The sequence below is a fragment of the Streptacidiphilus sp. EB129 genome (assembly GCF_041262645.1).
Classification (GTDB): domain Bacteria; phylum Actinomycetota; class Actinomycetes; order Streptomycetales; family Streptomycetaceae; genus Streptacidiphilus.
In genome coordinates, this window is sequence record NZ_JBGCCS010000016.1 from 98,242 (window position 1) to 115,925 (window position 17,684).

A 17,684-nucleotide genomic window follows, 5' to 3' on the forward strand; every position below is an offset into this window, starting at 1 on the left:
CGGCCTCATTCGGTCCGGGAGCCGTCGAAGCGGCGCATCCGCTCCAGCACGGCGTCCGCCGTCGGGTCGGCCAGCCGGTCGACGATGCGGCCGTCGGCGAGGAACAGCACCAGGTCCGCGTGCGCGGCGGCGCTCGGGTCGTGGGTCACCATCACCACGGTCTGGCCCAGCTGGTCCACGCTGTCGCGGAGGAAGCCGAGGACCTCGGTGCCGCTGCGCGAGTCCAGGTTCCCGGTGGGTTCGTCGGCGAAGATGATCTGCGGCCGGGAGGCCAGCGCCCGGGCCACGGCGACCCGTTGCTGCTGGCCGCCGGACAGCTCGGCGGGGCGGTGCCGCAGCCGGTCGCCCAGGCCCAGGGTCTCCACGATCTGCCGCAGCCAGTCGGGGTCGGTACGGCGCCCGGCGATGTCGCCGGGCAGGGTGATGTTCTCCTCGGCGGTGAGCGTCGGCAGCAGGTTGAACGCCTGGAAGACGAAGCCGATCCGGTCCCGGCGGAGCCGGGTGAGCTGCTTGTCGCCGAGGGAGCTGATCTCGGTGTCGCCGATCCAGATCCGCCCCGAGGTGACCGTGTCCAGTCCGGCGAGGCAGTGCATCAGCGTGGACTTGCCGGACCCGGACGGTCCCATGATGGCGGTGAACCGGCCCTGCCGGATCTGTACGTCCACCGCGTCCAGGGCCACCACCCGGGTGTCTCCGGCTCCGTAGGCCTTGGTCACTTGCTCGGCCCTGGCGGCGTCGGCCGGCCCGGGCTCCTCGGGGTGTGCCGCGGCTGCGGCGGGAATGGACATCAGGCTTCCCCCAGCTCGTGTCATCTGATTCTGCTGTGTTCAGAGCGTAGGGTCCGGCTCTGACAGTCGGCATCCTTCCGGCGAAGGGGGCCGGAGACCGCTGTCCCCTACACCGATCCGCCGCACCGACCCGCCGCACCGGTCCGCGGCCGGTGCGCCTCAGGGCGGAGCGGGCTACCCGAACCGCGGTTCCGGCACGTCGCGCATGGTCCGCAGCGGCGAGCACAGCAGCCACAGCCCGGCCGCGCACGCGCCCGGGACACACACCCACAGCGTGGGGCGCAGCCCGATCCAGCTGCCCAGCGCGCCGCCCAGCAGCGAGCCCAACGGCAGTGTGCCCCAGACGATCCAGCGCACCGAGGCGTTCATCCGGCCCAGCAGCTCCGGTGGGCAGATGGACTGGCGGTAGGAGACCTGCGCGGTGTTGTAGACGGTTCCGGCCGCGGAGAAGGCCGCCCAGCCGAGCGAGTAGAGCAGCACACCCCAGCCGGGACGGGAGAGCGGTATCAGCAGGAACAGCGGCGTCGGGGCGAGCATCGAGACCCAGATGACGCGGGCCGATCCGACCCGGCGGGCCAGCCACCCCGACAGCAGCCCGCCGGCCAGCCCGCCGACGGCGGCCAGGCCGAGCACCGCGCCGACCACCACGGGAGTGGCGTGCAGCGTGCGCACCAGGAAGACGACCTCGACGGCGCTCAGCGCCCCGGAGAACAGGTTGGCGGTGGCGGTGCAGGCGACGATGCAGCGCAGGATGGGATCGCGCACCACGAACACCAGCCCCTCCGTCATCGCCTCGCGGAAGCCGACGCGCGGCTTCCCCGGCTCATCCCCGGCGCCGGTCTCCGGAACCCGGATCAGTGCGAGCGACACGGTGCTGAGCGCGTACGAGCCCGCGTCGACGGCCACCGCCCGGGCGGCGCCGAGCAGGCCGACCAGGGCACCGGCGAGCGAGGGCCCGACGAACTGGGCCAGCGCCTGAGTGGTCCCCAGCTTGCCGTTGCCGTCCACGAGCTGACGCGTCGACAGCAACGTCGGCAGATAGCTCTGGTAGGCGACGTCGAACATCACGCTGAGCGCGCCCACGCCCAGTGCGACGGCGAACAGCTGCCCCATCGGGACCCGTCCCAGCAGGGCGACCAGGGGGACGGAGCCGAGCAGCAGCATTCGGGCCACGTCGCACCAGAGCATCAGCGGGCGCTTGCGCAGCCGGTCGACCAGGACTCCGGCCGGCAGCGACAGCAGCAGGAACGGCAGATAGCCCAGCATTCCCAGCAGTGCCACCTGGAAGGTCGACGCCCGCAGGGTGGTGACCGCGAGCAGCGGCAGCGCCAGCGTGGAGACGGAGCTGCCGATCTCACTGACCGTCTGGCCACCCCACAGCAGCAGGAAGGGGCGGTTCCGCCAGAGCCCGGGTGGGTCGGCGTCGGGCCGGACGGCGGTGGACTGCTCGGTGGCGTGGGGTAGGGACACAGCTGACGATCCCAACACTCCTGCTGTGCCCGGTCAATGGCATTCCCCGGGCCGGACCGGTCCGCAGCTATTGACAGGCACCCGGCAAGGGTTCACCATCCTGGCATGCAGTTAGGAAACCTTCCTAACTAGTTTTGCCGGCTTTCCTTTTCCAGGAACTGAAAGGTCGTCATGGCGAAGTCCCCCACGCGTACCGCCGCCCTCGCCGCCACCGCCCTCGTCCCCGCGCTCGTCCTGCTGGCCGGGGCCGTCCCCGCTCAGGCCGGCGGCTCCTTCCCGACCCACTACGCCGCCCCCTACCTGCAGATCTCCGCAGCCGACGCGGGCGACATGACCGCCGACATGAAGGCCACCGGGACGAAGTACTACACGCTGGCCTTCCTCACCCCCAAGTCCGGCTGCACGCCGATGTGGGAGGACGACAACGACCCGCTCGGCGCGTTCACCTCGCAGGTCAACGCACTGAAGTCGGCGGGCGGGACGGTCATCGTCTCCTTCGGTGGCGCGTCCGGCGGCGAGCTGGCCCAGACCTGCACCTCGGTGAGCAGCCTCACCGCCGCCTATGCCAACGTGGTGAAGACCTACGGGATCACCCGCCTCGACTTCGACATCGAGGGCAGCTACCTGGACAACACCACCGCCAACTCCCGCCGGGACCAGGCACTCGCGGCGCTGCAGAAGGCGAACCCCTCGGTGCAGGTCGACTACACCGTGCCGGTCGACCCGACCGGCCTGGAGTCCAACGCGCTGAACCTGCTGAAGGACGCGAAGAGCAAGGGCGTCAAGGTGAACCTGGTCAACATCATGACCATGGACTTCGGCGACGGCGAGAACGCGCTGAAGGACGCCGAGTCCGCGGCCGTCGCCACCGAGGGCCAGCTCGCCCCGATCTACGGCGGCAGCTCGGCGCAGGTCTGGAACAAGATCGGGCTGACGCCGATCGCCGGGCAGAACGACGACAACGAGAACTTCACCCAGTCCAACGCGCGCACGCTGGAGAGCTTCGCCGCCGCCAAGGGCGTCCAGGAGCTGGCCTTCTGGGAGGTCCAGGACTACGACCGGGCCACCGGCTACGCCTACTCCTCGATCTTCAACAAGATCACCGGCTGACCCCGGCCGGTACGGGCACTCCCCGCCACTCGCCACCGAGGGCGGGGGCGAGCGAGGAGCGGGCCGTGGCCAGGAGGGAGGCCCGGTCCGCTTCCTCACGTCCCGGCGCGCCGGCGCCGGGCACGGCCCCTCCCGGCACGGCACCCGCCGGGACGGCGCCGAGCAGCGGTGCGCCCGCGACCAGCGGAAGGTCGGCCAGGTTGCAGCGCTCGGCCAGGTCCGGCCGCTCCGGCCAGCTGCCGATGACCACACCCAGCAGCTCCGCGCCCCGGGCCCGCAGCGCCTCGGCGCTCAGCTCGGTGGTGTTCAGCGTGCCCAGCCCGGACGTGGTGACCAGCAGCACCTGGCAGTCCCGCCCCAGCGCCCGCAGCTCCGCGGGGACGTCGGCGAGGCTGCCGGCCTGCTGCTGGTCGAAGCGGACCAGCAGCCCGCCCGCGCCCTCGACCAGGACCAGGTCGTGGGTCTCGGCCAGCCGGGCCGCCTCCGCGGCGATCTGTCGCGGCGTCAGCGCCGGCAGTCCGCTGCGCGCGGCGGCGGTCCCCGGGGCCAGCGGCTCCGGGTAGCGGGCCAGTTCGCGACAGGTCAGTTCGCCGCCGACGAGACGGCGCACCTCGTCCACGTCACCGGGCTCGTCGGGGCCGACGCCGGTCTGGGCGGGCTTGAGCACCGCGACCCGGCGGCCCCGGGCGACGGCCAGCGCGGCGACGGCGGCGGTGACCACGGTCTTGCCGATCTCCGTGCCGGTGCCGCTCACCAGAATGATTCCCACGGCGGTTCAGCCTTCCTCTGCGGCGGCGAGCACCCCGGCGCACACCGCGGCCAGGTCCTCGTCACCGGTGACGTACGGCGGCATGGTGTAGACGAGGTCCCGGAACGGCCGCAGCCACACCCCGTGCCGCGCGGCGGCGCGGGTGGCGGCGGCGACGTCCACCTCGCGGTCCAGCTGGACCACACCGATCGCGCCCAGAACCCGGACGTCCTTGACCCCGGGCAGGTCGACGGCGGGGGCCAGTCCGGTAGCCAGCGCCGACCCGATCCGGCCGACCTCGCCCCGCCAGTCCTGCGCCAGCAGCAGGTCGATGGACGCGTTGGCGACCGCGCAGGCCAGCGGATTGCCCATGAAGGTGGGGCCGTGCGCGAGCACCGGGACCTCGCCGTTGCTGATCCCCTCGGCCACCCGGGTCGTGCACAGCGTGGCGGCCAGTGTCAGATAGCCGCCGGTCAGCGCCTTGCCCACGCACATCACATCGGGCGCCACCCCGGCATGGCCGGCGGCGAACAGCTCCCCGGTACGGCCGAAGCCGGTCGCGATCTCGTCGAACACCAGCAGCACGCCGTGCCGGTCGCAGAGCTCGCGCAGCGCCCGCAGCAGCGCGGGGGAGTGGAACCGCATCCCGCCCGCGCCCTGCACCACCGGCTCCACGATCACCGCGGCGGTCTGCTCCGCGTGACGGCCGATCAGCTCGTCCAGGTGGGCCAGGTAGGCGGGGTCAGGATCGGTCTCGAAGCCGTCCGGCGGGGCGTCCGCGAAGATCTGGCGCGGCAGCACCCCGGTCCACAGCTGGTGCATCCCGCCTTCCGGGTCGCACACCGACATGGGATGGAAGGTGTCGCCGTGGTAGCCGCCGCGCCAGGTCAGCAGGCGCCGCTTCTCCGGGCGGCCGACCGAACGCCAGTACTGCAGGCACATCTTGGCGGCGACCTCGACGGAGACCGACCCCGAGTCGGCCAGGAACACATGGCGCAGCGGCTCGGGGGTGATCTCCACCAGCCGTGCCGCCAGCCGCACCGCGGGCTCGTGGGTCAGCCCGCCGAACATGACGTGGCTCATCCGTCCCAGCTGGTCGCGGACCGCCTCGTCCAGCACCGGGTGGCCGTAGCCGTGGATCGCCGACCACCAGGAGGACATGCCGTCGACCAGCTCGTCCCGGCCCTCGACCGGCTGCGCCAGCCGCAGCCGCACCCCGCGCGCCGACTCCACGGCGTACGGGGCGACGGCTCCGGGCATGGCCCCGTACGGGTGCCAGACGTGCGCCCGGTCCAGGGCGAGGAGTTCCTCCGGGGTCACGCGTTCGGCGGGAGATCGGTGCCGGTACCCCGGCGGCGGATCCTGGTGGCGCCGGCCGGACCGACCGCCTCCCGGGCCGCAGGCACCGCATGCGCCTCACCGCAGGCGCCCGAGGCGCAGCCGGTGGACGCGCAGCCATCGGCATCGGCGCCCGCGCCGTGCGAGCCGCAGCCGCCGCCGTTCGCGCTGCCGCAGCCGCCGGTGCTGGCAGCGTCGCCGTTCGCGGTGCCGTTCGCGGTGCCGTTCGCGCTGCCGCAGCCGTGACCGGCGGCTGCGCGGTCGCCGGGCATGGTCTTCTCGTCCTGGCCCTCGACCACGAAACCGGCATCGGCGATCATGTCCAGATCCGTCTGGCCGGCCTGGCCCTCGCTGGTGAGGTAGTCCCCCAGGAAGATGGAGTTCACCAGGTGCAGCGCCAGCGGCTGCATGCTGCGCAGGTGCACCTCGCGTCCGCCGGCGAGCCGGACCTCGATGTCCGGGCAGACGAAGCGGACCATCGCCAGGATCCGCAGGCAGCGCTGCGGGGTGAGGTTCCACTCCTGCGCCAGCGGGGTGCCCTCGAACGGGATCAGGAAGTTCACCGGCACCGAGTCGGGGTTCAGCCCGCGCAGCGCGAACACCACGTCCACCAGGTCGGCGTCGCTCTCGCCCATACCGGCGATCAGGCCGGAGCAGGCCGACAGGCCGGCCGCCTGGGCCTGCTGCACGGTGTCGACCCGGTCCGCGTAGTCGTGGGTGGAGCAGATGTCACCGTAGGTCTGCTCGGAGGTGTTGAGGTTGTGGTTGTAGGCGTGCACCCCGGCCTCGCGCAGCCGGACCGCCTGATTGTCAGACAGCAGCCCCAGGCAGGCGCAGATCTCGACCTCGGCGCTCTCGGCCTTGATCGCCGAGATGGTGTCGGCGACCCGCTCCACGTCCCGGTCCGTCGGGCCGCGCCCGCTGGCGACCAGGCACACGCGCTTCGCGCCACCGGCCACACCGGCCTTGGCGGCGGCGGCGGCCTCGTCCGGCTTGAGCCAGGTGTACTTGAGGATCTCCGCCTTCGAGCCCAGCCGCTGCGAGCAGTAGCTGCAGTCCTCGGGGCACAGCCCGCTCTTCAGGTTGACCAGGTAGTTGAGCTTCACGCGGCGGTCGAACCAAGCACGGCGCACGCGGCCGGCGGCGGCGACCACGTCCAGCAGTTCGTCGTCGGACGTGGCCAGTACGGCGAGAGCCTCCTCACGGGTGGGGAGTTCGCGGCGCAAGCCCTTGGCGACGAGGGAGTCGAGCAGATCCATGATGGCGATCCTGCCTTCCGGGGCCCGGTCCTCGCCACTGCGGAACCCGCCAGAAGATCGGCGCGCAATCTTGCCGGGATGTCACAGAAGTACCAAAGCGACCCAGGGAACCCGGACATAACCACTGGTTCGCGGCATTCGGGACGCCCATCGGGCGGATTCGGGCGGATGATGATCAGAGTTCCGAACCCACGGTTGTGCACACAGGTGGACGCCATACACTCATCCGCATGACCACGCCGGGGGACCACCGCGCCAAGCCCAGCGGACCAGTTCGCAGGCGCACGGCCCGTACGTTCGCCCTGGTCGGGCTGCTCGCCGTCACGGCGACCGGTGCGACCTGGGCCGAGGTCCACTACGCCGGCCGCACCCCGATCGACCCCCCGGCCACGGCCGACGGCGCGTCCCAGGACAGCGCCGGACTGTACGGGGCCAACGCGGTGTCAGGAGCCGGAGGCGTCAGCGCCCTGCAGATCCGGCTGGACGCGGTACTGCCGCTGACGGTGACCGCCCCCGGCAGCCCGACCAGCCCCGACGGTTACCAGGGCAGCCGGTACGCGGCGGCGTACGGCGACGGCGGCTGCGGGTCGGCCTTCGACCAGCCCGTCGCGCCGACCCCCACGACCCAGCCTTCGGCGTCGAGCCAGCCCTCGGCGTCCGCGCAGCCGTCCCAGTCCGGTCAGTCCGCGGGCGCCGGGCAGCCGGCTGCGACAGGCCAGGCCACCCCGAGTGGGCAGACGGCCGCTCCGGGCCAGGCATCGGTCGCCTCCGGCTCCGGGACGGCCTCCGCCGCCACCGTCTCCGGGAACCAGCAGCCGGCCGGCGCCGCGCAGAGCGAGCTCGCCGCGCTGGCCGCCGCCACGGTCGACTGCTCCAGCTACCTGACCGCCGACTACGTCCGCCAGACCGACCACGCGGTGTACTCCTCGGTGACCGTCCTCAACTACCGCAGCGCGGCGGCCGCGGCCCAGGCCGCGGCCAGGATCAGCAGCGGACAGGCGCTGGCGATGGTGCACTTCCGGCAGCCCGACAAGGGCATGCCGCAGCTGGTCCTCACGCCTCGGGCGAACGGCGCCGCCTCCACCCAGCTCGACGTCCGGGTCACGCCGGTCGGGGAGTCGGTGGTGATCGTCCAGTCCGCCTTCGCCGACGGCACGCCGGTCGCCACCGAGCTGGACACCCCGGACTGGTTCCTCAGCTACACCGCCGGAAACACCCTCGCCTGGGACCCCTCCCTCCCGACCAGCTGAACCCGCGGCGGTCAGCGTCCTCGTCGGAATCGTCCCTGTTCAGCGGCGCTGTGGGGCCCGTCTCCGAGAAAGTTGATCACGAAAACGCAACGTCGTGCACAGCGTCTCCACAGTGCTGCAACTCTGGCGCTTCCAACCCAACCGGACGTCAGGGAGCAGCAAGTGACAGACCCAACCCCCGAGTCGGCTCCACCAGTCAACGGCGTGGCGATGAAGCGCCGCGGCCCGGTAGCTGTCTGGCTCGGCCTGCCCATCATCACTGTCGGGATCTACCCGCTCGTCTGGTACTACAAGATCCACCGTGAGCTGCAGGAGTACGACCGCCGCCTGCAGCTCAGCCCCGGCGGCAGCATGATGGTGCTGCTCTTCCTCAGCTGGACGGTGGTGGCCCCGCTGGTGTCCTTCCACAACACCGGCAAGGCCGTGGCCAGTGCCCAGCGTGCCGCAGGGCTGCCGGTGACCTGCAGTCCTGCTGTGGCCTGCTGGCTCGGCCTCGTCTTCGGGCTCAACGTCCGTTACCTGCAGAAGCAGCTCAACCTCATTGTCGAGGCGAACCCGCAGGCGCAGCCGGCCGAAGCGGTCGCGCTCAAGGCCTAGCAGCTCACCGCAGAGGCTCCGCCCGATCACCGGGCGGAGCCTCTGCTCCGTGATCGGTCGCGCCTGTTGTAGGGGTGTGGACCGCCGTCGGCCGGTCCGTCGAGTCGAGCGGCGCCGTGCGCGGCTGCGAAAGGGCAGCACGTAGGATCACCGCGTGGAGCACGAGACCTACTGCGACGCCGCCACCCCAGAACCACCCCGCCCGGCCACCGACGCCGCGCCCGGTGGACCCTTCGCCGACTGCGTGCTCTGCGGTGAGCCCAGCGAGTACCCGGCCGACGCGCCCGGTTCACCGCTGTGCCCGCGCTGCGCATGGCAGCAGGCCCAGCGAGGAGCCTGCTCCGGATGACCAGCCTGCACACCACCCCCCACACCGTCGCCGGACCCGGCACCGTCGCCGGACCCGGCACCGTCGCCGGACCCGGCAGTGTCGCCGGACCCGCCACCCCCCTCGCGGCTGTCGCCGACCCCTTCGGGTGGCTGGACGAGGCCGCCGAGGCGCGCCGCCGTACCGGCCTGGTCCGGACGCTCCGGCCGCGCCCGGCCGAGGAGGACCTGCTCGACCTGGCGAGCAACGACTACCTGGGCCTGGTCCGCCACCCCCGGGTCACCGCCGCCGCGTCGGACGCGGCGCTGCGCTGGGGCGGCGGTTCGACCGGCTCGCGCCTGGTCACCGGCAGTACCGCGCTGCACGCCGAACTGGAGGCCGAGCTCGCGGACTTCAGCGGAGCCGAGGCGGCCCTGGTGTTCTCCTCCGGCTACACCGCCAACCTCGCCGCCGTCACCGCGCTGACCGACGCCGACACCCTGATCGTCTCCGACGAGCTCAACCACGCTTCGCTGATCGACGGCTGCCGGCTGGCCCGCGCCGAGGTCACCCGGGCCGCGCACCGTTCGCCGGACGCGGTCCGCGCCGCGCTGGCCGGCCGTACCCGGCGCCGCGCGCTGGTGATCAGCGACTCGGTGTTCTCGGTGGACGGTGACGCCGCGCCCCTCGCCGGGCATGCCGCCGCCTGCCGGGCCCACGGCGCGGCGCTGCTGGTCGACGACGCGCACGGCTTCGGCGTGCTCGGCCCCGGCGGAGCCGGCGCGACGGCCGCCGCCGGGCTGGCCGGTTCGCCGGACGTGGTGACCACGGTCACCCTCTCCAAGTCGCTCGGCTCGCAGGGCGGGGCGGTGCTGGGCCCGCGCCGCGTCATCGACCACCTGGTGCAGGCCGCTCGGACGTTCATCTTCGACACCGGACTCGCCCCTGCGGCGGTGGGCGCGGCGCTGGGTGCGCTGCGGCTGATCCGCGAGGAGCCGCAGCGCGCCGAACGAGCGCGCGAGGTGGCGCGCACACTGTCAACCCGGCTCGCCGCACACGGCCTGCAGGTGTCCACGCCGGACGCGGCAGTCGTCTCGATCCGCGTCGCCTCCCCTGAGGCCGCGCTGGCCTGGGCCACGGAGTGCCGCCGCCAGGGCCTGGCCGTCGGCTGCTTCCGCCCGCCGTCCGTCCCGGACCGCTGGTCACGCCTGCGGCTGACCGCCCGCGCCGACCTGACCCCCGACCAGATCGACCACGCCGTCGCCACCCTCACCCGCACCGCCCCCCGCTGACCCCGCGTCGGCTGGGCACCCCCGGTGCCCGGCCGACGATCGAATCGGGCCTTCGGGCCCCGGCTCAGGCCTGGGACAGCTGCTCGCCTGCGGTGTCGCCACGCACGCCACGACGCGGCGGGTGCCGACGGTCGGGCTCCGGGCCGTACTTGTTGTCGTGCAGTTCGCCCTCGTCCGCCATGAGCAGCAGGATGACGAGGGGCCGGTTGATGGTGTGCTCTTGCGGCGAGTGCCGGATAGGGCGGCCCCGCCGATGTGCACGCTGTCATTTCTGCCACTCCCCGCTCGACGCCCGGCCTGGAAGGCTCACAGGCGTCAGCGCACTACCCCGAAAGCTGGACCCATGACCATGCACCGTCCTTCTTCCGCCACCACCCCCGCTTCTGGCCCCGGCGCCGACGCTCTGCACTGATGGTTCAGGGCAGCAGGAGGGGGCGGACGGTGTGCCAGGTGATGGGGTCGGCGGTGGCGAGGAGGCCGGTGCGGTCGTCGGTGGGGCGATAGGGGGTGCCGTCCGGCCGCTGGGCGAGGCCGCCCGCCTCGGTGAGCAGCAGGGTGCCCGGGGCGTGGTCCCAGGGGAGGGTGCGGTGGAACAGGACGAAGTCCTGCCCGCCGTCCAGCACGCGCGGATAGTCCACGCCCGCGCAGCCCGTGCCCGGGCCGAGTTCGGCGAACCGGGGTGCCGCAGCGGCGACCCGGGCCCTGGCGACGGGGTCCAGAAACCGGGTCAGCACCGCTCCGCGCAGCTCTGACGGGTCGGCGGGTGCGGGCGTCCGCCGGATCCTGGTGCCGTCCCGCCAGGCCCCGGCGCCCCGTTCGGCGACGTAGGCGCGCCCCTCGGCGGGTTGTACGATCCACGCCGCCACCGTCTCCCCGGCCCGGACCAGGGCGGCCATGACCGCGTACTCGGGGCGGCCGGCGACGAAGTTGGCGGTCCCGTCCAGTGGGTCCACCAGCCAGGCCGCCGGGGCCTCCCGCAGCGCGGCGACCAGCCCCGGGTCGGCGGCGGTGGCCTCCTCGCCGACGACCGGCGCGTCCAGGAGTGTGCGCAGCCGACGGCTGATCAGGTCCTCGGCCTCGCGGTCGGCGACGGTGACCAGCTCGCCCGGCGACTTCTCGGTCACCTCCCCCTCGGCCAGGGCCCGGAAGCGGGGGAGGATCGCGGCCTCCGCCGCCTCGGACAGGATCCCGGTCACGGCGTCGATCGACACAGCAGTCATGATCGTCAGATTAGGGCCCCGGCCGGTACACGTCCGGCACCGACCGGGGACGGGCGGTCAGGGGCGGCCGTACCAGACCGAGTTGGTCCAGATCCGCTCCTTCTTCACGTACGAGCCCGGGCGCGGCGCGTGCCAGATCATGCCGCCGCCGGCGTAGATTCCGACGTGGTAGACGTAGCTTCCGTAGTGGAAGAAGACCAGGTCACCCGGTCGGAGGCTGGACTTCGAGATATGTCGCACGCTGTTGTACTGCGCCTGTGCGGTTCGCGGCAGGGTCCTCCCGGCGTGCTTGAAGGCGTAGTACGTCAGCCCTGAGCAGTCGAAGCGGTTCGGGCCGGTGGCGCCCCAGCCGTAGGGGTCGCCGTGCTTCGATGCCGCGATGCTCAGCGCCTTCATCTCGACGGTGGCGGCGTCGGCCGGTGCGGCGGCCAGCAGGGTGCTGCCCGCCAGTGCGGCCAGGGTGAGCGCGGAGGCCACGGCCGGCCGCCAGCGGCGGCTGTTCACGGCCTCCCGTCGGTCCCGCTGCTCCTGGTGCTGGTGCTGGTGCTGGTCCTGACGGCCCCTCTGGTCCTGCTGCTCCCCCTGGTCCTGCTGAATCTGGGCGTGGGTAGGAACGGACGCAGTCATGCGTGTCCTTCCGGAACCGCCTACGAAAGGTCTCCCTGTCGGGTTCGGGCTCCGAAAGCTGCCCGGCCACCGTGATGGCTTCACCCCAAGGGACGGTCGCGCCGTCCCGGCCTGCTCGGGTCTCCCGTTCTCGCCTGTCAGGTGTGTGGGCACCTGGCGTCCGACCGGTGGCGAGACTCGGCGTCCGGCCGGACCGCCCCGCCACGGCGGCGAGGACTTATTGGTTCGGCGGACAGTATTGGCACGTTTTTATGCGATCTTCACGTCATGCCAGCCATTTGTGATTCTTGTCACCCAGTGTTTCCAATGCCCCAAAGAAGTGAACCGGGGGCGGATGTGAGAGCTATTCAGCCTAATTCGAAGGCGGCTTGAGAAAATTCACACGCCGTGCGGGAATATGCCCTGAGCTGGGAATATCACCCATGGTGGTGGTCGCTGGAGGGTAATGTTCCGCCTTTGGCGGCTCGATCTGTTCGGCCGACCGGGTGAGCGCGGCGCCGATGGCGGGCATTGGCGGAGCACTGCATTCCGACATCACATAGTGCAGTGCCATGGACATGGCGATATGACGGGCAGTAAGCTCCCGGGGCGACCCGGGGGTGAATCCGAGTGTGCCCTCTGACCGGCGGACCGGCCCTTCCGCTAGCGTGTCGGCACACGATCCGCCCCCGGGCGCGACGATCGGCCGAGGTGGCAGCGGGCAGTGCGGCCCGTGTGCGGTGCGACCCGGCCGGTATCCCCGCGCCGCTGCCCGGACAACCCCCGCGGCACGAAGGCGTGCCCGCGTGCCACCCCCCAGGCCGTGGGCCCGGGGCACCCGTGAGAGGTGCACGCTGATGAGACTCTCCCCGCACGAGCAGGAGCGCCTGCTCATCCATGTCGCCGCCGACGTCGCCAGGGCGCGCCGCGAGCGGGGGCTGCGGCTCAACCATCCGGAGGCGGTGGCCCTCCTGACGGTCCATGTGCTGGAGGGGGCCAGGGACGGCCGCACCGTGGCCGAGCTGATGGAGTCGGGGCGTCGGGTGCTCACCCGTTCGGACGTGATGGACGGGATCCCGGAGATGATCCACGATGTCCAGGTCGAGGCCACTTTCCCGGACGGGACCAAGCTGGTCACCCTCCATGAGCCGATCGGATGAACCCGGCCGAGCACCCGGGGCACTCCCGGGCCGAGAGTCCGGTCGTCCCGGGCGAGCTGCTGCTCGGGGACGGCGAGGTCGCGCTGAACCTCGGTCGGCCGGTCACCACCCTCGCCGTGGTCAACACCGCGGACCGCCCGATCCAGGTCGGATCGCACTACCACTTCGCCGAGGCCAACCCCGGTCTGGAGTTCGACCGGGCCGCAGCGCACGGGCAGCGCCTCAACATCCCGGCCGGTACCGCCGTGCGCTTCGAGCCGGGCCTGCCGGCCGAGGTCGAGCTGGTCCCGCTGGCCGGACGGCGCGAGGTCTTCGGCCTGCGCGGCGAGACGAAGGGAAGCCTCGATGACTGACGTGCCCGTACCCCCGTCCGAGCCCGTCCCCACGCCGCAGCCCCAGCAGCAGCCCGCGCCCGTCCCGGCGCTGACGATGACGCGCAGGCGCTACGCGGACCTCTACGGCCCCACCGTCGGTGACCGGATCCGGCTCGCCGACACGGATCTGCTGATCGAAGTCGAGCAGGACCTCAGCGCGGGCGGCGACGAGGCCGTCTTCGGCGGCGGCAAGGTCATTCGCGAATCGATGGGCCAGGGCCGTGCCTCCCGCGCCGACGGCGCGCCCGACACCGTGATCACCGGGGTGGTGGTGCTGGACCACTGGGGCATCGTCAAGGCCGACCTCGGCATCCGGGACGGGCGGATCACCGCGCTGGGCAAGGCCGGCAACCCGGAGACCATGGACGGGGTGCACCCCGAGCTGGTCATCGGCCCGGAGACCGAGGTGGTGTCCGGCAACGGGAAGATCCTCACCGCCGGGGCGGTGGACGCCCACGTACACCTGATCTGCCCTCAGATCGTCGAGGAGGCGCTCGCGTCGGGCATCACCACGCTGCTCGGCGGCGGCACCGGACCGGCCGAGGGCAGCAAGGCGACCACGATCACCCCCGGCGGCTGGCACCTCGCCCGGATGTTCGCGGCGGCCGAGCACTACCCGGTCAACCTCGGGCTGCTGGGCAGGGGCAACACGGTCAACACCGATTCGATGCGGGCCCAACTGCGCGGCGGCGCCCTCGGCTTCAAGATCCACGAGGACTGGGGGGCCACCCCGGCCGCCATCGACGCCTGCCTCAACGTCTGCGAGGAGTCGGGCGCGCAGCTGGCCATCCACACCGACACCCTGAACGAGGCCGGCTTCGTCCAGGACACCCTGGCCGCCATCGCCGGGCGCGGGGTGCACGCGTACCACACCGAGGGCGCCGGGGGCGGCCACGCACCGGACATCATCACCGTGGTCTCGCAGCTCAACGTGCTGCCCAGCTCCACCAACCCGACCCGTCCGCACACCCGGAACACCGTGGACGAGCACCTGGACATGCTGATGGTCTGCCATCACCTCAGCCCCGAGGTGCCGGAGGACCTGGCCTTCGCCGAGTCCAGGATCCGCCCCTCCACCATCGCCGCGGAGGACTTCCTGCACGACCTGGGCGCCATCTCGATCATCAGCTCGGACTCCCAGGCGATGGGCCGGGTCGGAGAGGTGATCCTGCGCACCTGGCAGACCGCGCACGTGATGAAGCGCCGCCGCGGCGCGCTGGCGGGGGACGGACGGGCCGACAACCACCGTGCACGTCGCTATGTCGCCAAATACACCATCAACCCGGCCGTGGCGCAGGGCCTGGACGGTGAGGTCGGCTCAGTGGAGGCGGGAAAGCTCGCCGACCTGGTGCTGTGGACCCCGGCGTTCTTCGGGGTCAAGCCCGACCTGGTGATCAAGGGCGGTCAGATCGCCTGGGCGCAGATGGGCGACGCCAACGCCTCCATCCCCACCCCGCAGCCGGTGCTGCCGCGCCCGATGTTCGGAGCCATCGGCCGGGCTCCGGCTGGCAACTCGCTCAACTTCGTCACCCGGACCGCACTGGACGACGGCCTGCCGGAGCGGCTCGCGGAGCAACTGGGCGTGGCCAAGCGCTTCACCGCGATCAGGAACACCCGAGGCGTGACCAAGGACCACCTGCACGAGAACACCGCGAGGCCGGAGGTCACCGTCGAACCGGACACCTTCACCGTGCGGATCGACGGGGATGTCGTCGAACCCCGACCCGCCACGGAACTGCCCATGGCCCAGCGCTACTTCCTGTTCTGATGTCCACCCCACCGACCCCCACCCCAGCGACCCCCACTCCTCTGGCACCCACTCCTCCGAAGCCCGCCACGCCCCGGCCCGGCACCGCAGTGCCGAATCCGGCGCTGCTCGTGCTCACCGACGGGCGCTTTCCGGCGGGCGGGTACGCCCACTCCGGCGGCTGCGAGGCCGCCGTCAAGGCCGGGCGGGTTCACGACGCCGCCAGCCTGCGGGCGTTCTGCACCGGACGGCTGCACACCGCCGGCCTTACCGCCGCCGCGCTCGCCGCGGCGGCGGCCGGACGCCGGATCGACCCGTTGCTGCTCGACGACGCCGCCGACGCCCGTACGCCCTCACCCGCGCTGCGGGCCGCCTCGCGGCGCCTGGGCCGCCAGCTGATCCGGGCGGCCCGCGCGGTGTGGCCGGACCCCGCCCTGGACCGGCTCGTCGGCGACCGACCGCGCGGCGCCCACCAGCCGGTGGTCCTGGGCCTGACCGCTGCCGCCGCCGGGCTGGGCCCGGCCGGTGCCGCGTCAGCCGCCGCCTACGAGAGCGTCGCAGGACCGGTCACCGCCGCGGTGCGGCTGCTGGGCCTCGACCCGTTCCAGGCCACCGCCGTCCTGGCCCGGCTGGCGCCCGACCTCGCCGAGGTGACCGCCCACGCGGTCCGGGCGGCCGCGGAGGCGGCCGTCGCCGTCGAGACCGTCGGCGACGCGGGCGTCGACGCGCTGCCGGCCGCCTCCGCGCCGCTGCTCGACCTCTACGCCGAGCAGCACGCCGCCTGGCCGGTCCGGCTCTTCGCCTCCTGACCCTCCCTCAGCTAGGAGCAACCCCCATGCACCGTGACCACGACCTTCAGGCGCCACTCCCCGGCGCCGAGCCCCCGCGCCAGGACGGTCGCCGCCGCGCCCTGCGGATCGGCCTCGGCGGCCCGGTCGGCTCCGGCAAGACCGCCGCCGTGGCGGCGCTGTGCCGGGAACTGCGCGACGAACTCTCGCTCGCGGTCGTCACCAACGACATCTACACCACCGAGGACGCCGAGTTCCTGCTGCGGCACGCGGTGCTCCCGCCGGAGCGGATCACCGCCGTGGAGACCGGCTGCTGCCCGCACACCGCGATCCGCGACGACATCTCGGCCAACCTCGAAGCCGTGGAGGACCTGGAGCAGGGCGTCGGCCCGTTGGACCTGGTCCTGGTCGAGAGTGGCGGCGACAACCTGACCGCGACCTTCAGCAAGGGGCTGGTCGACTTCCAGATCTTTGTCATCGACGTCTCCGGTGGCGACAAGATCCCGCGCAAGGGCGGCCCCGGAGTCTCCGGCTCCGACCTGCTGGTGATCAACAAGACCGACCTGGCACCCCTGGTCGGCGCGGACCTCGGGGTGATGGCCCGGGACGCGAAGGCCCAGCGCGGGGAACTGCCGGTGGTCTTCAGCTCCCTCGCGACCGCCGACGGCATCGCCCCGGTGGCAGCGTGGGTCCGCGCCAGGCTGCGCGACTGGACCAGCTGACCAGCCCGGCCCGGCTGACCAGCCCGGCAGCCCGGCCCGGCTGACCGGTCCGGCCCGGCCGAGGAGGCGAGCCCTCCTGACGATCTGTCGACTTATGGACCAGGGAAACCGATGACCGCATGACCGCACCCGCCACGACACTGCCCTCCGCCGTCCGTGCCGTCGCACGGATCACCGCAGCGCTCGACGGCCGCGGCCACACCGTGCTGCCGCTGCTCGCCGGGGACGGTCCGCTGGCGCTCCGGCGCACCACCCACCCGGACTCGCCGACGGCGGCCCAGGTCACCCTGGTCGGGGCGATGGCCGCCCCGCTCGGCGGTGACCGGCTGCGGATCGAGGTCCGGGTCGGGCCCGGCGCCGAGCTGCGGGTCGGCAGCGCCGCCGCCACCGTCAGCCTGCCCGCCCCGGTCCCGGCTCCGGCGTACTACGAGCTCGACCTGCGGGTGGACCCGGGCGGCAGCCTGGAGTGGCTGCCGGAACCGGTCATCGCCGCGACCGGCAGCGAGCTCCGCCTCACCACCCGGATCAGCATCGCCCGCGGCGCGCGACTGCTGCTGCGCGAGGAGCAGATCCTCGGCCGCAGCGACGAGCCGCCCGGTCGGCTGACCAGCCGTCTCATCCTGCGCCACGACGGCCGGCTGCTGCTCGATCAGCAGACCGACCTCGGCCCCGGCGCCCCGGGCTGGGACGGTCCCGCCGTCCTCGCCCGCTACCGTGCCATCGGCCAACTGCTGCGCAGCGACGCCGCCCGCACCGAACTCCCGCCCGCCGCGTGCCTCCTCGGCGACTCCCGGACGGAGGCCGTCCTGATGCCGCTGGCCGGTCCCGCCGAACTGCTCACCGCCGCCGCCCCCGACGGCCTGCTGCTCCGCCGCGCCCTGAATCGCATCCCGGACCGTTAGCCGCTG

19 protein-coding genes and 1 riboswitch are annotated in these 17,684 nt (G+C 72.8%); of the genes, 11 read left to right on the forward strand and 8 right to left on the reverse strand.

Annotated elements, in window-relative coordinates:
• Positions 1-5: 5 nt before the first annotated feature.
• Both ABH925_RS20735 and ABH925_RS20740 read right to left on the reverse strand, forming a co-directional pair.
• Positions 6-788 (reverse strand): ABC transporter ATP-binding protein, encoded by a 783-nt coding sequence (locus tag ABH925_RS20735; protein ID WP_370149981.1) that lies wholly within the window; start codon positions 786-788, stop codon positions 6-8.
• A 174-nt stretch (positions 789-962) separates the two neighbouring features.
• Positions 963-2,258: an MFS transporter gene (locus tag ABH925_RS20740; protein ID WP_370149983.1), complete on the reverse strand. Its 1,296-nt coding sequence runs from the start codon at positions 2,256-2,258 to the stop codon at positions 963-965.
• Positions 2,259-2,429: 171 nt separating this feature from the next.
• Here ABH925_RS20740 and ABH925_RS20745 point away from each other — a divergent pair, with 171 nt between their 5' ends.
• Positions 2,430-3,368 (forward strand): chitinase, encoded by a 939-nt coding sequence (locus ABH925_RS20745; RefSeq protein ID WP_370149985.1) that lies wholly within the window; start codon positions 2,430-2,432, stop codon positions 3,366-3,368.
• Here the strand turns inward: ABH925_RS20745 and bioD are convergent.
• From bioD to bioB, 3 genes are read right to left on the reverse strand one after another with little or no spacing between them, the layout of a single operon-like run.
• Positions 3,358-4,137: a dethiobiotin synthase gene (bioD, locus tag ABH925_RS20750; RefSeq protein ID WP_370149986.1), complete on the reverse strand. Its 780-nt coding sequence runs from the start codon at positions 4,135-4,137 to the stop codon at positions 3,358-3,360. The genes ABH925_RS20745 and bioD overlap by 11 nt on opposite strands.
• A 6-nt stretch (positions 4,138-4,143) precedes the next feature.
• Positions 4,144-5,376 (reverse strand): adenosylmethionine--8-amino-7-oxononanoate transaminase, encoded by a 1,233-nt coding sequence (locus ABH925_RS20755; RefSeq protein ID WP_370150124.1) that lies wholly within the window; start codon positions 5,374-5,376, stop codon positions 4,144-4,146.
• 56 nt (positions 5,377-5,432) lie between these two features.
• Positions 5,433-6,713, reverse strand: a complete 1,281-nt coding sequence (bioB, locus tag ABH925_RS20760; protein WP_370149989.1) for a biotin synthase BioB — start codon at positions 6,711-6,713, stop codon at positions 5,433-5,435.
• Positions 6,714-6,943: 230 nt separating this feature from the next.
• Here bioB and ABH925_RS20765 point away from each other — a divergent pair, with 230 nt between their 5' ends.
• The 4 genes from ABH925_RS20765 to ABH925_RS20780 all read left to right on the forward strand — a co-directional run bounded on the left by ABH925_RS20765 (position 6,944) and on the right by ABH925_RS20780 (position 10,159).
• Positions 6,944-7,963 carry a hypothetical protein gene (locus ABH925_RS20765; protein ID WP_370149991.1) on the forward strand — a complete coding sequence of 340 codons (1,020 nt, stop codon included), beginning with the start codon at positions 6,944-6,946 and terminating at the stop codon, positions 7,961-7,963.
• Between the two features lie 162 nt (positions 7,964-8,125).
• Positions 8,126-8,560, forward strand: coding sequence for a DUF4234 domain-containing protein (locus ABH925_RS20770; RefSeq protein ID WP_370149992.1), 435 nt, complete (start codon positions 8,126-8,128; stop codon positions 8,558-8,560).
• 154 nt (positions 8,561-8,714) lie between these two features.
• Complete coding sequence (locus ABH925_RS20775; RefSeq protein WP_370149993.1) at positions 8,715-8,909, forward strand: hypothetical protein; 195 nt, start codon at positions 8,715-8,717, stop codon at positions 8,907-8,909.
• Positions 8,906-10,159, forward strand: a complete 1,254-nt coding sequence (locus ABH925_RS20780; protein WP_370149994.1) for an 8-amino-7-oxononanoate synthase — start codon at positions 8,906-8,908, stop codon at positions 10,157-10,159. Before ABH925_RS20775 ends, ABH925_RS20780 begins: the two co-directional genes overlap by 4 nt.
• A 416-nt stretch (positions 10,160-10,575) precedes the next feature.
• Here ABH925_RS20780 and ABH925_RS20785 read toward each other — a convergent pair whose 3' ends face one another.
• From ABH925_RS20785 to ABH925_RS20795, 3 genes are all read right to left on the reverse strand, one after another.
• A complete protein-coding gene (locus ABH925_RS20785) occupies positions 10,576-11,379 on the reverse strand; it encodes an inositol monophosphatase (protein WP_370149996.1) in 804 nt (267 codons plus the stop codon).
• A gap of 57 nt (positions 11,380-11,436) precedes the next feature.
• Positions 11,437-12,006 carry a C40 family peptidase gene (locus tag ABH925_RS20790; RefSeq protein ID WP_370149999.1) on the reverse strand — a complete coding sequence of 190 codons (570 nt, stop codon included), beginning with the start codon at positions 12,004-12,006 and terminating at the stop codon, positions 11,437-11,439.
• Between the two features lie 2 nt (positions 12,007-12,008).
• Positions 12,009-12,168, reverse strand: a riboswitch (cyclic di-AMP (ydaO/yuaA leader).
• A 190-nt stretch (positions 12,169-12,358) separates the two neighbouring features.
• Positions 12,359-12,559 (reverse strand): hypothetical protein, encoded by a 201-nt coding sequence (locus ABH925_RS20795; protein WP_370150001.1) that lies wholly within the window; start codon positions 12,557-12,559, stop codon positions 12,359-12,361.
• 283 nt (positions 12,560-12,842) lie between these two features.
• Between ABH925_RS20795 and ABH925_RS20800 the strand changes: the two genes are divergently transcribed.
• The 6 genes from ABH925_RS20800 (at position 12,843) to ABH925_RS20825 (ending at position 17,678) form a co-directional block, all read left to right on the forward strand.
• Positions 12,843-13,145 (forward strand): urease subunit gamma, encoded by a 303-nt coding sequence (locus tag ABH925_RS20800; protein ID WP_370150003.1) that lies wholly within the window; start codon positions 12,843-12,845, stop codon positions 13,143-13,145.
• Complete coding sequence (locus ABH925_RS20805) at positions 13,142-13,498, forward strand: urease subunit beta (RefSeq protein ID WP_370150005.1); 357 nt, start codon at positions 13,142-13,144, stop codon at positions 13,496-13,498. Before ABH925_RS20800 ends, ABH925_RS20805 begins: the two co-directional genes overlap by 4 nt.
• 76 nt (positions 13,499-13,574) lie before the next feature.
• Positions 13,575-15,287 (forward strand): urease subunit alpha, encoded by a 1,713-nt coding sequence (locus ABH925_RS20810; RefSeq protein WP_370150126.1) that lies wholly within the window; start codon positions 13,575-13,577, stop codon positions 15,285-15,287.
• 89 nt (positions 15,288-15,376) lie between these two features.
• Complete coding sequence (locus ABH925_RS20815; RefSeq protein WP_370150129.1) at positions 15,377-16,075, forward strand: urease accessory protein UreF; 699 nt, start codon at positions 15,377-15,379, stop codon at positions 16,073-16,075.
• A gap of 26 nt (positions 16,076-16,101) precedes the next feature.
• Positions 16,102-16,776, forward strand: coding sequence for an urease accessory protein UreG (gene ureG, locus ABH925_RS20820; RefSeq protein ID WP_370150007.1), 675 nt, complete (start codon positions 16,102-16,104; stop codon positions 16,774-16,776).
• Between the two features lie 119 nt (positions 16,777-16,895).
• The gene (locus ABH925_RS20825) at positions 16,896-17,678 is read left to right on the forward strand and encodes an urease accessory protein UreD (RefSeq protein ID WP_370150008.1); all 783 of its coding nucleotides are present in this window, start codon (positions 16,896-16,898) and stop codon (positions 17,676-17,678) included.
• Positions 17,679-17,684: the final 6 nt, after the last annotated feature.

What these genes read in the sequence shown, in the direction of transcription:
- ABH925_RS20735 (WP_370149981.1), bottom strand. Translation starts at nt 788, where the DNA reads ATGTCCATTCCCGCCGCAGCCGCGGCACACCCCGAGGAGCCCGGGCCG.
- ABH925_RS20745 (WP_370149985.1), top strand. Translation starts at nt 2,430, where the DNA reads ATGGCGAAGTCCCCCACGCGTACCGCCGCCCTCGCCGCCACCGCCCTC.
- ABH925_RS20755 (WP_370150124.1), bottom strand. Translation starts at nt 5,376, where the DNA reads ATGCCCGGAGCCGTCGCCCCGTACGCCGTGGAGTCGGCGCGCGGGGTG.
- bioB (WP_370149989.1), bottom strand. Translation starts at nt 6,713, where the DNA reads ATGGATCTGCTCGACTCCCTCGTCGCCAAGGGCTTGCGCCGCGAACTC.
- ABH925_RS20765 (WP_370149991.1), top strand. Translation starts at nt 6,944, where the DNA reads ATGACCACGCCGGGGGACCACCGCGCCAAGCCCAGCGGACCAGTTCGC.
- ABH925_RS20780 (WP_370149994.1), top strand. Translation starts at nt 8,906, where the DNA reads ATGACCAGCCTGCACACCACCCCCCACACCGTCGCCGGACCCGGCACC.
- ABH925_RS20785 (WP_370149996.1), bottom strand. Translation starts at nt 11,379, where the DNA reads ATGACTGCTGTGTCGATCGACGCCGTGACCGGGATCCTGTCCGAGGCG.
- ABH925_RS20790 (WP_370149999.1), bottom strand. Translation starts at nt 12,006, where the DNA reads ATGACTGCGTCCGTTCCTACCCACGCCCAGATTCAGCAGGACCAGGGG.
- ABH925_RS20795 (WP_370150001.1), bottom strand. Translation starts at nt 12,559, where the DNA reads ATGGCACTGCACTATGTGATGTCGGAATGCAGTGCTCCGCCAATGCCC.
- ABH925_RS20800 (WP_370150003.1), top strand. Translation starts at nt 12,843, where the DNA reads ATGAGACTCTCCCCGCACGAGCAGGAGCGCCTGCTCATCCATGTCGCC.
- ABH925_RS20805 (WP_370150005.1), top strand. Translation starts at nt 13,142, where the DNA reads ATGAACCCGGCCGAGCACCCGGGGCACTCCCGGGCCGAGAGTCCGGTC.
- ABH925_RS20810 (WP_370150126.1), top strand. Translation starts at nt 13,575, where the DNA reads ATGACGCGCAGGCGCTACGCGGACCTCTACGGCCCCACCGTCGGTGAC.
- ureG (WP_370150007.1), top strand. Translation starts at nt 16,102, where the DNA reads ATGCACCGTGACCACGACCTTCAGGCGCCACTCCCCGGCGCCGAGCCC.
- ABH925_RS20825 (WP_370150008.1), top strand. Translation starts at nt 16,896, where the DNA reads ATGACCGCACCCGCCACGACACTGCCCTCCGCCGTCCGTGCCGTCGCA.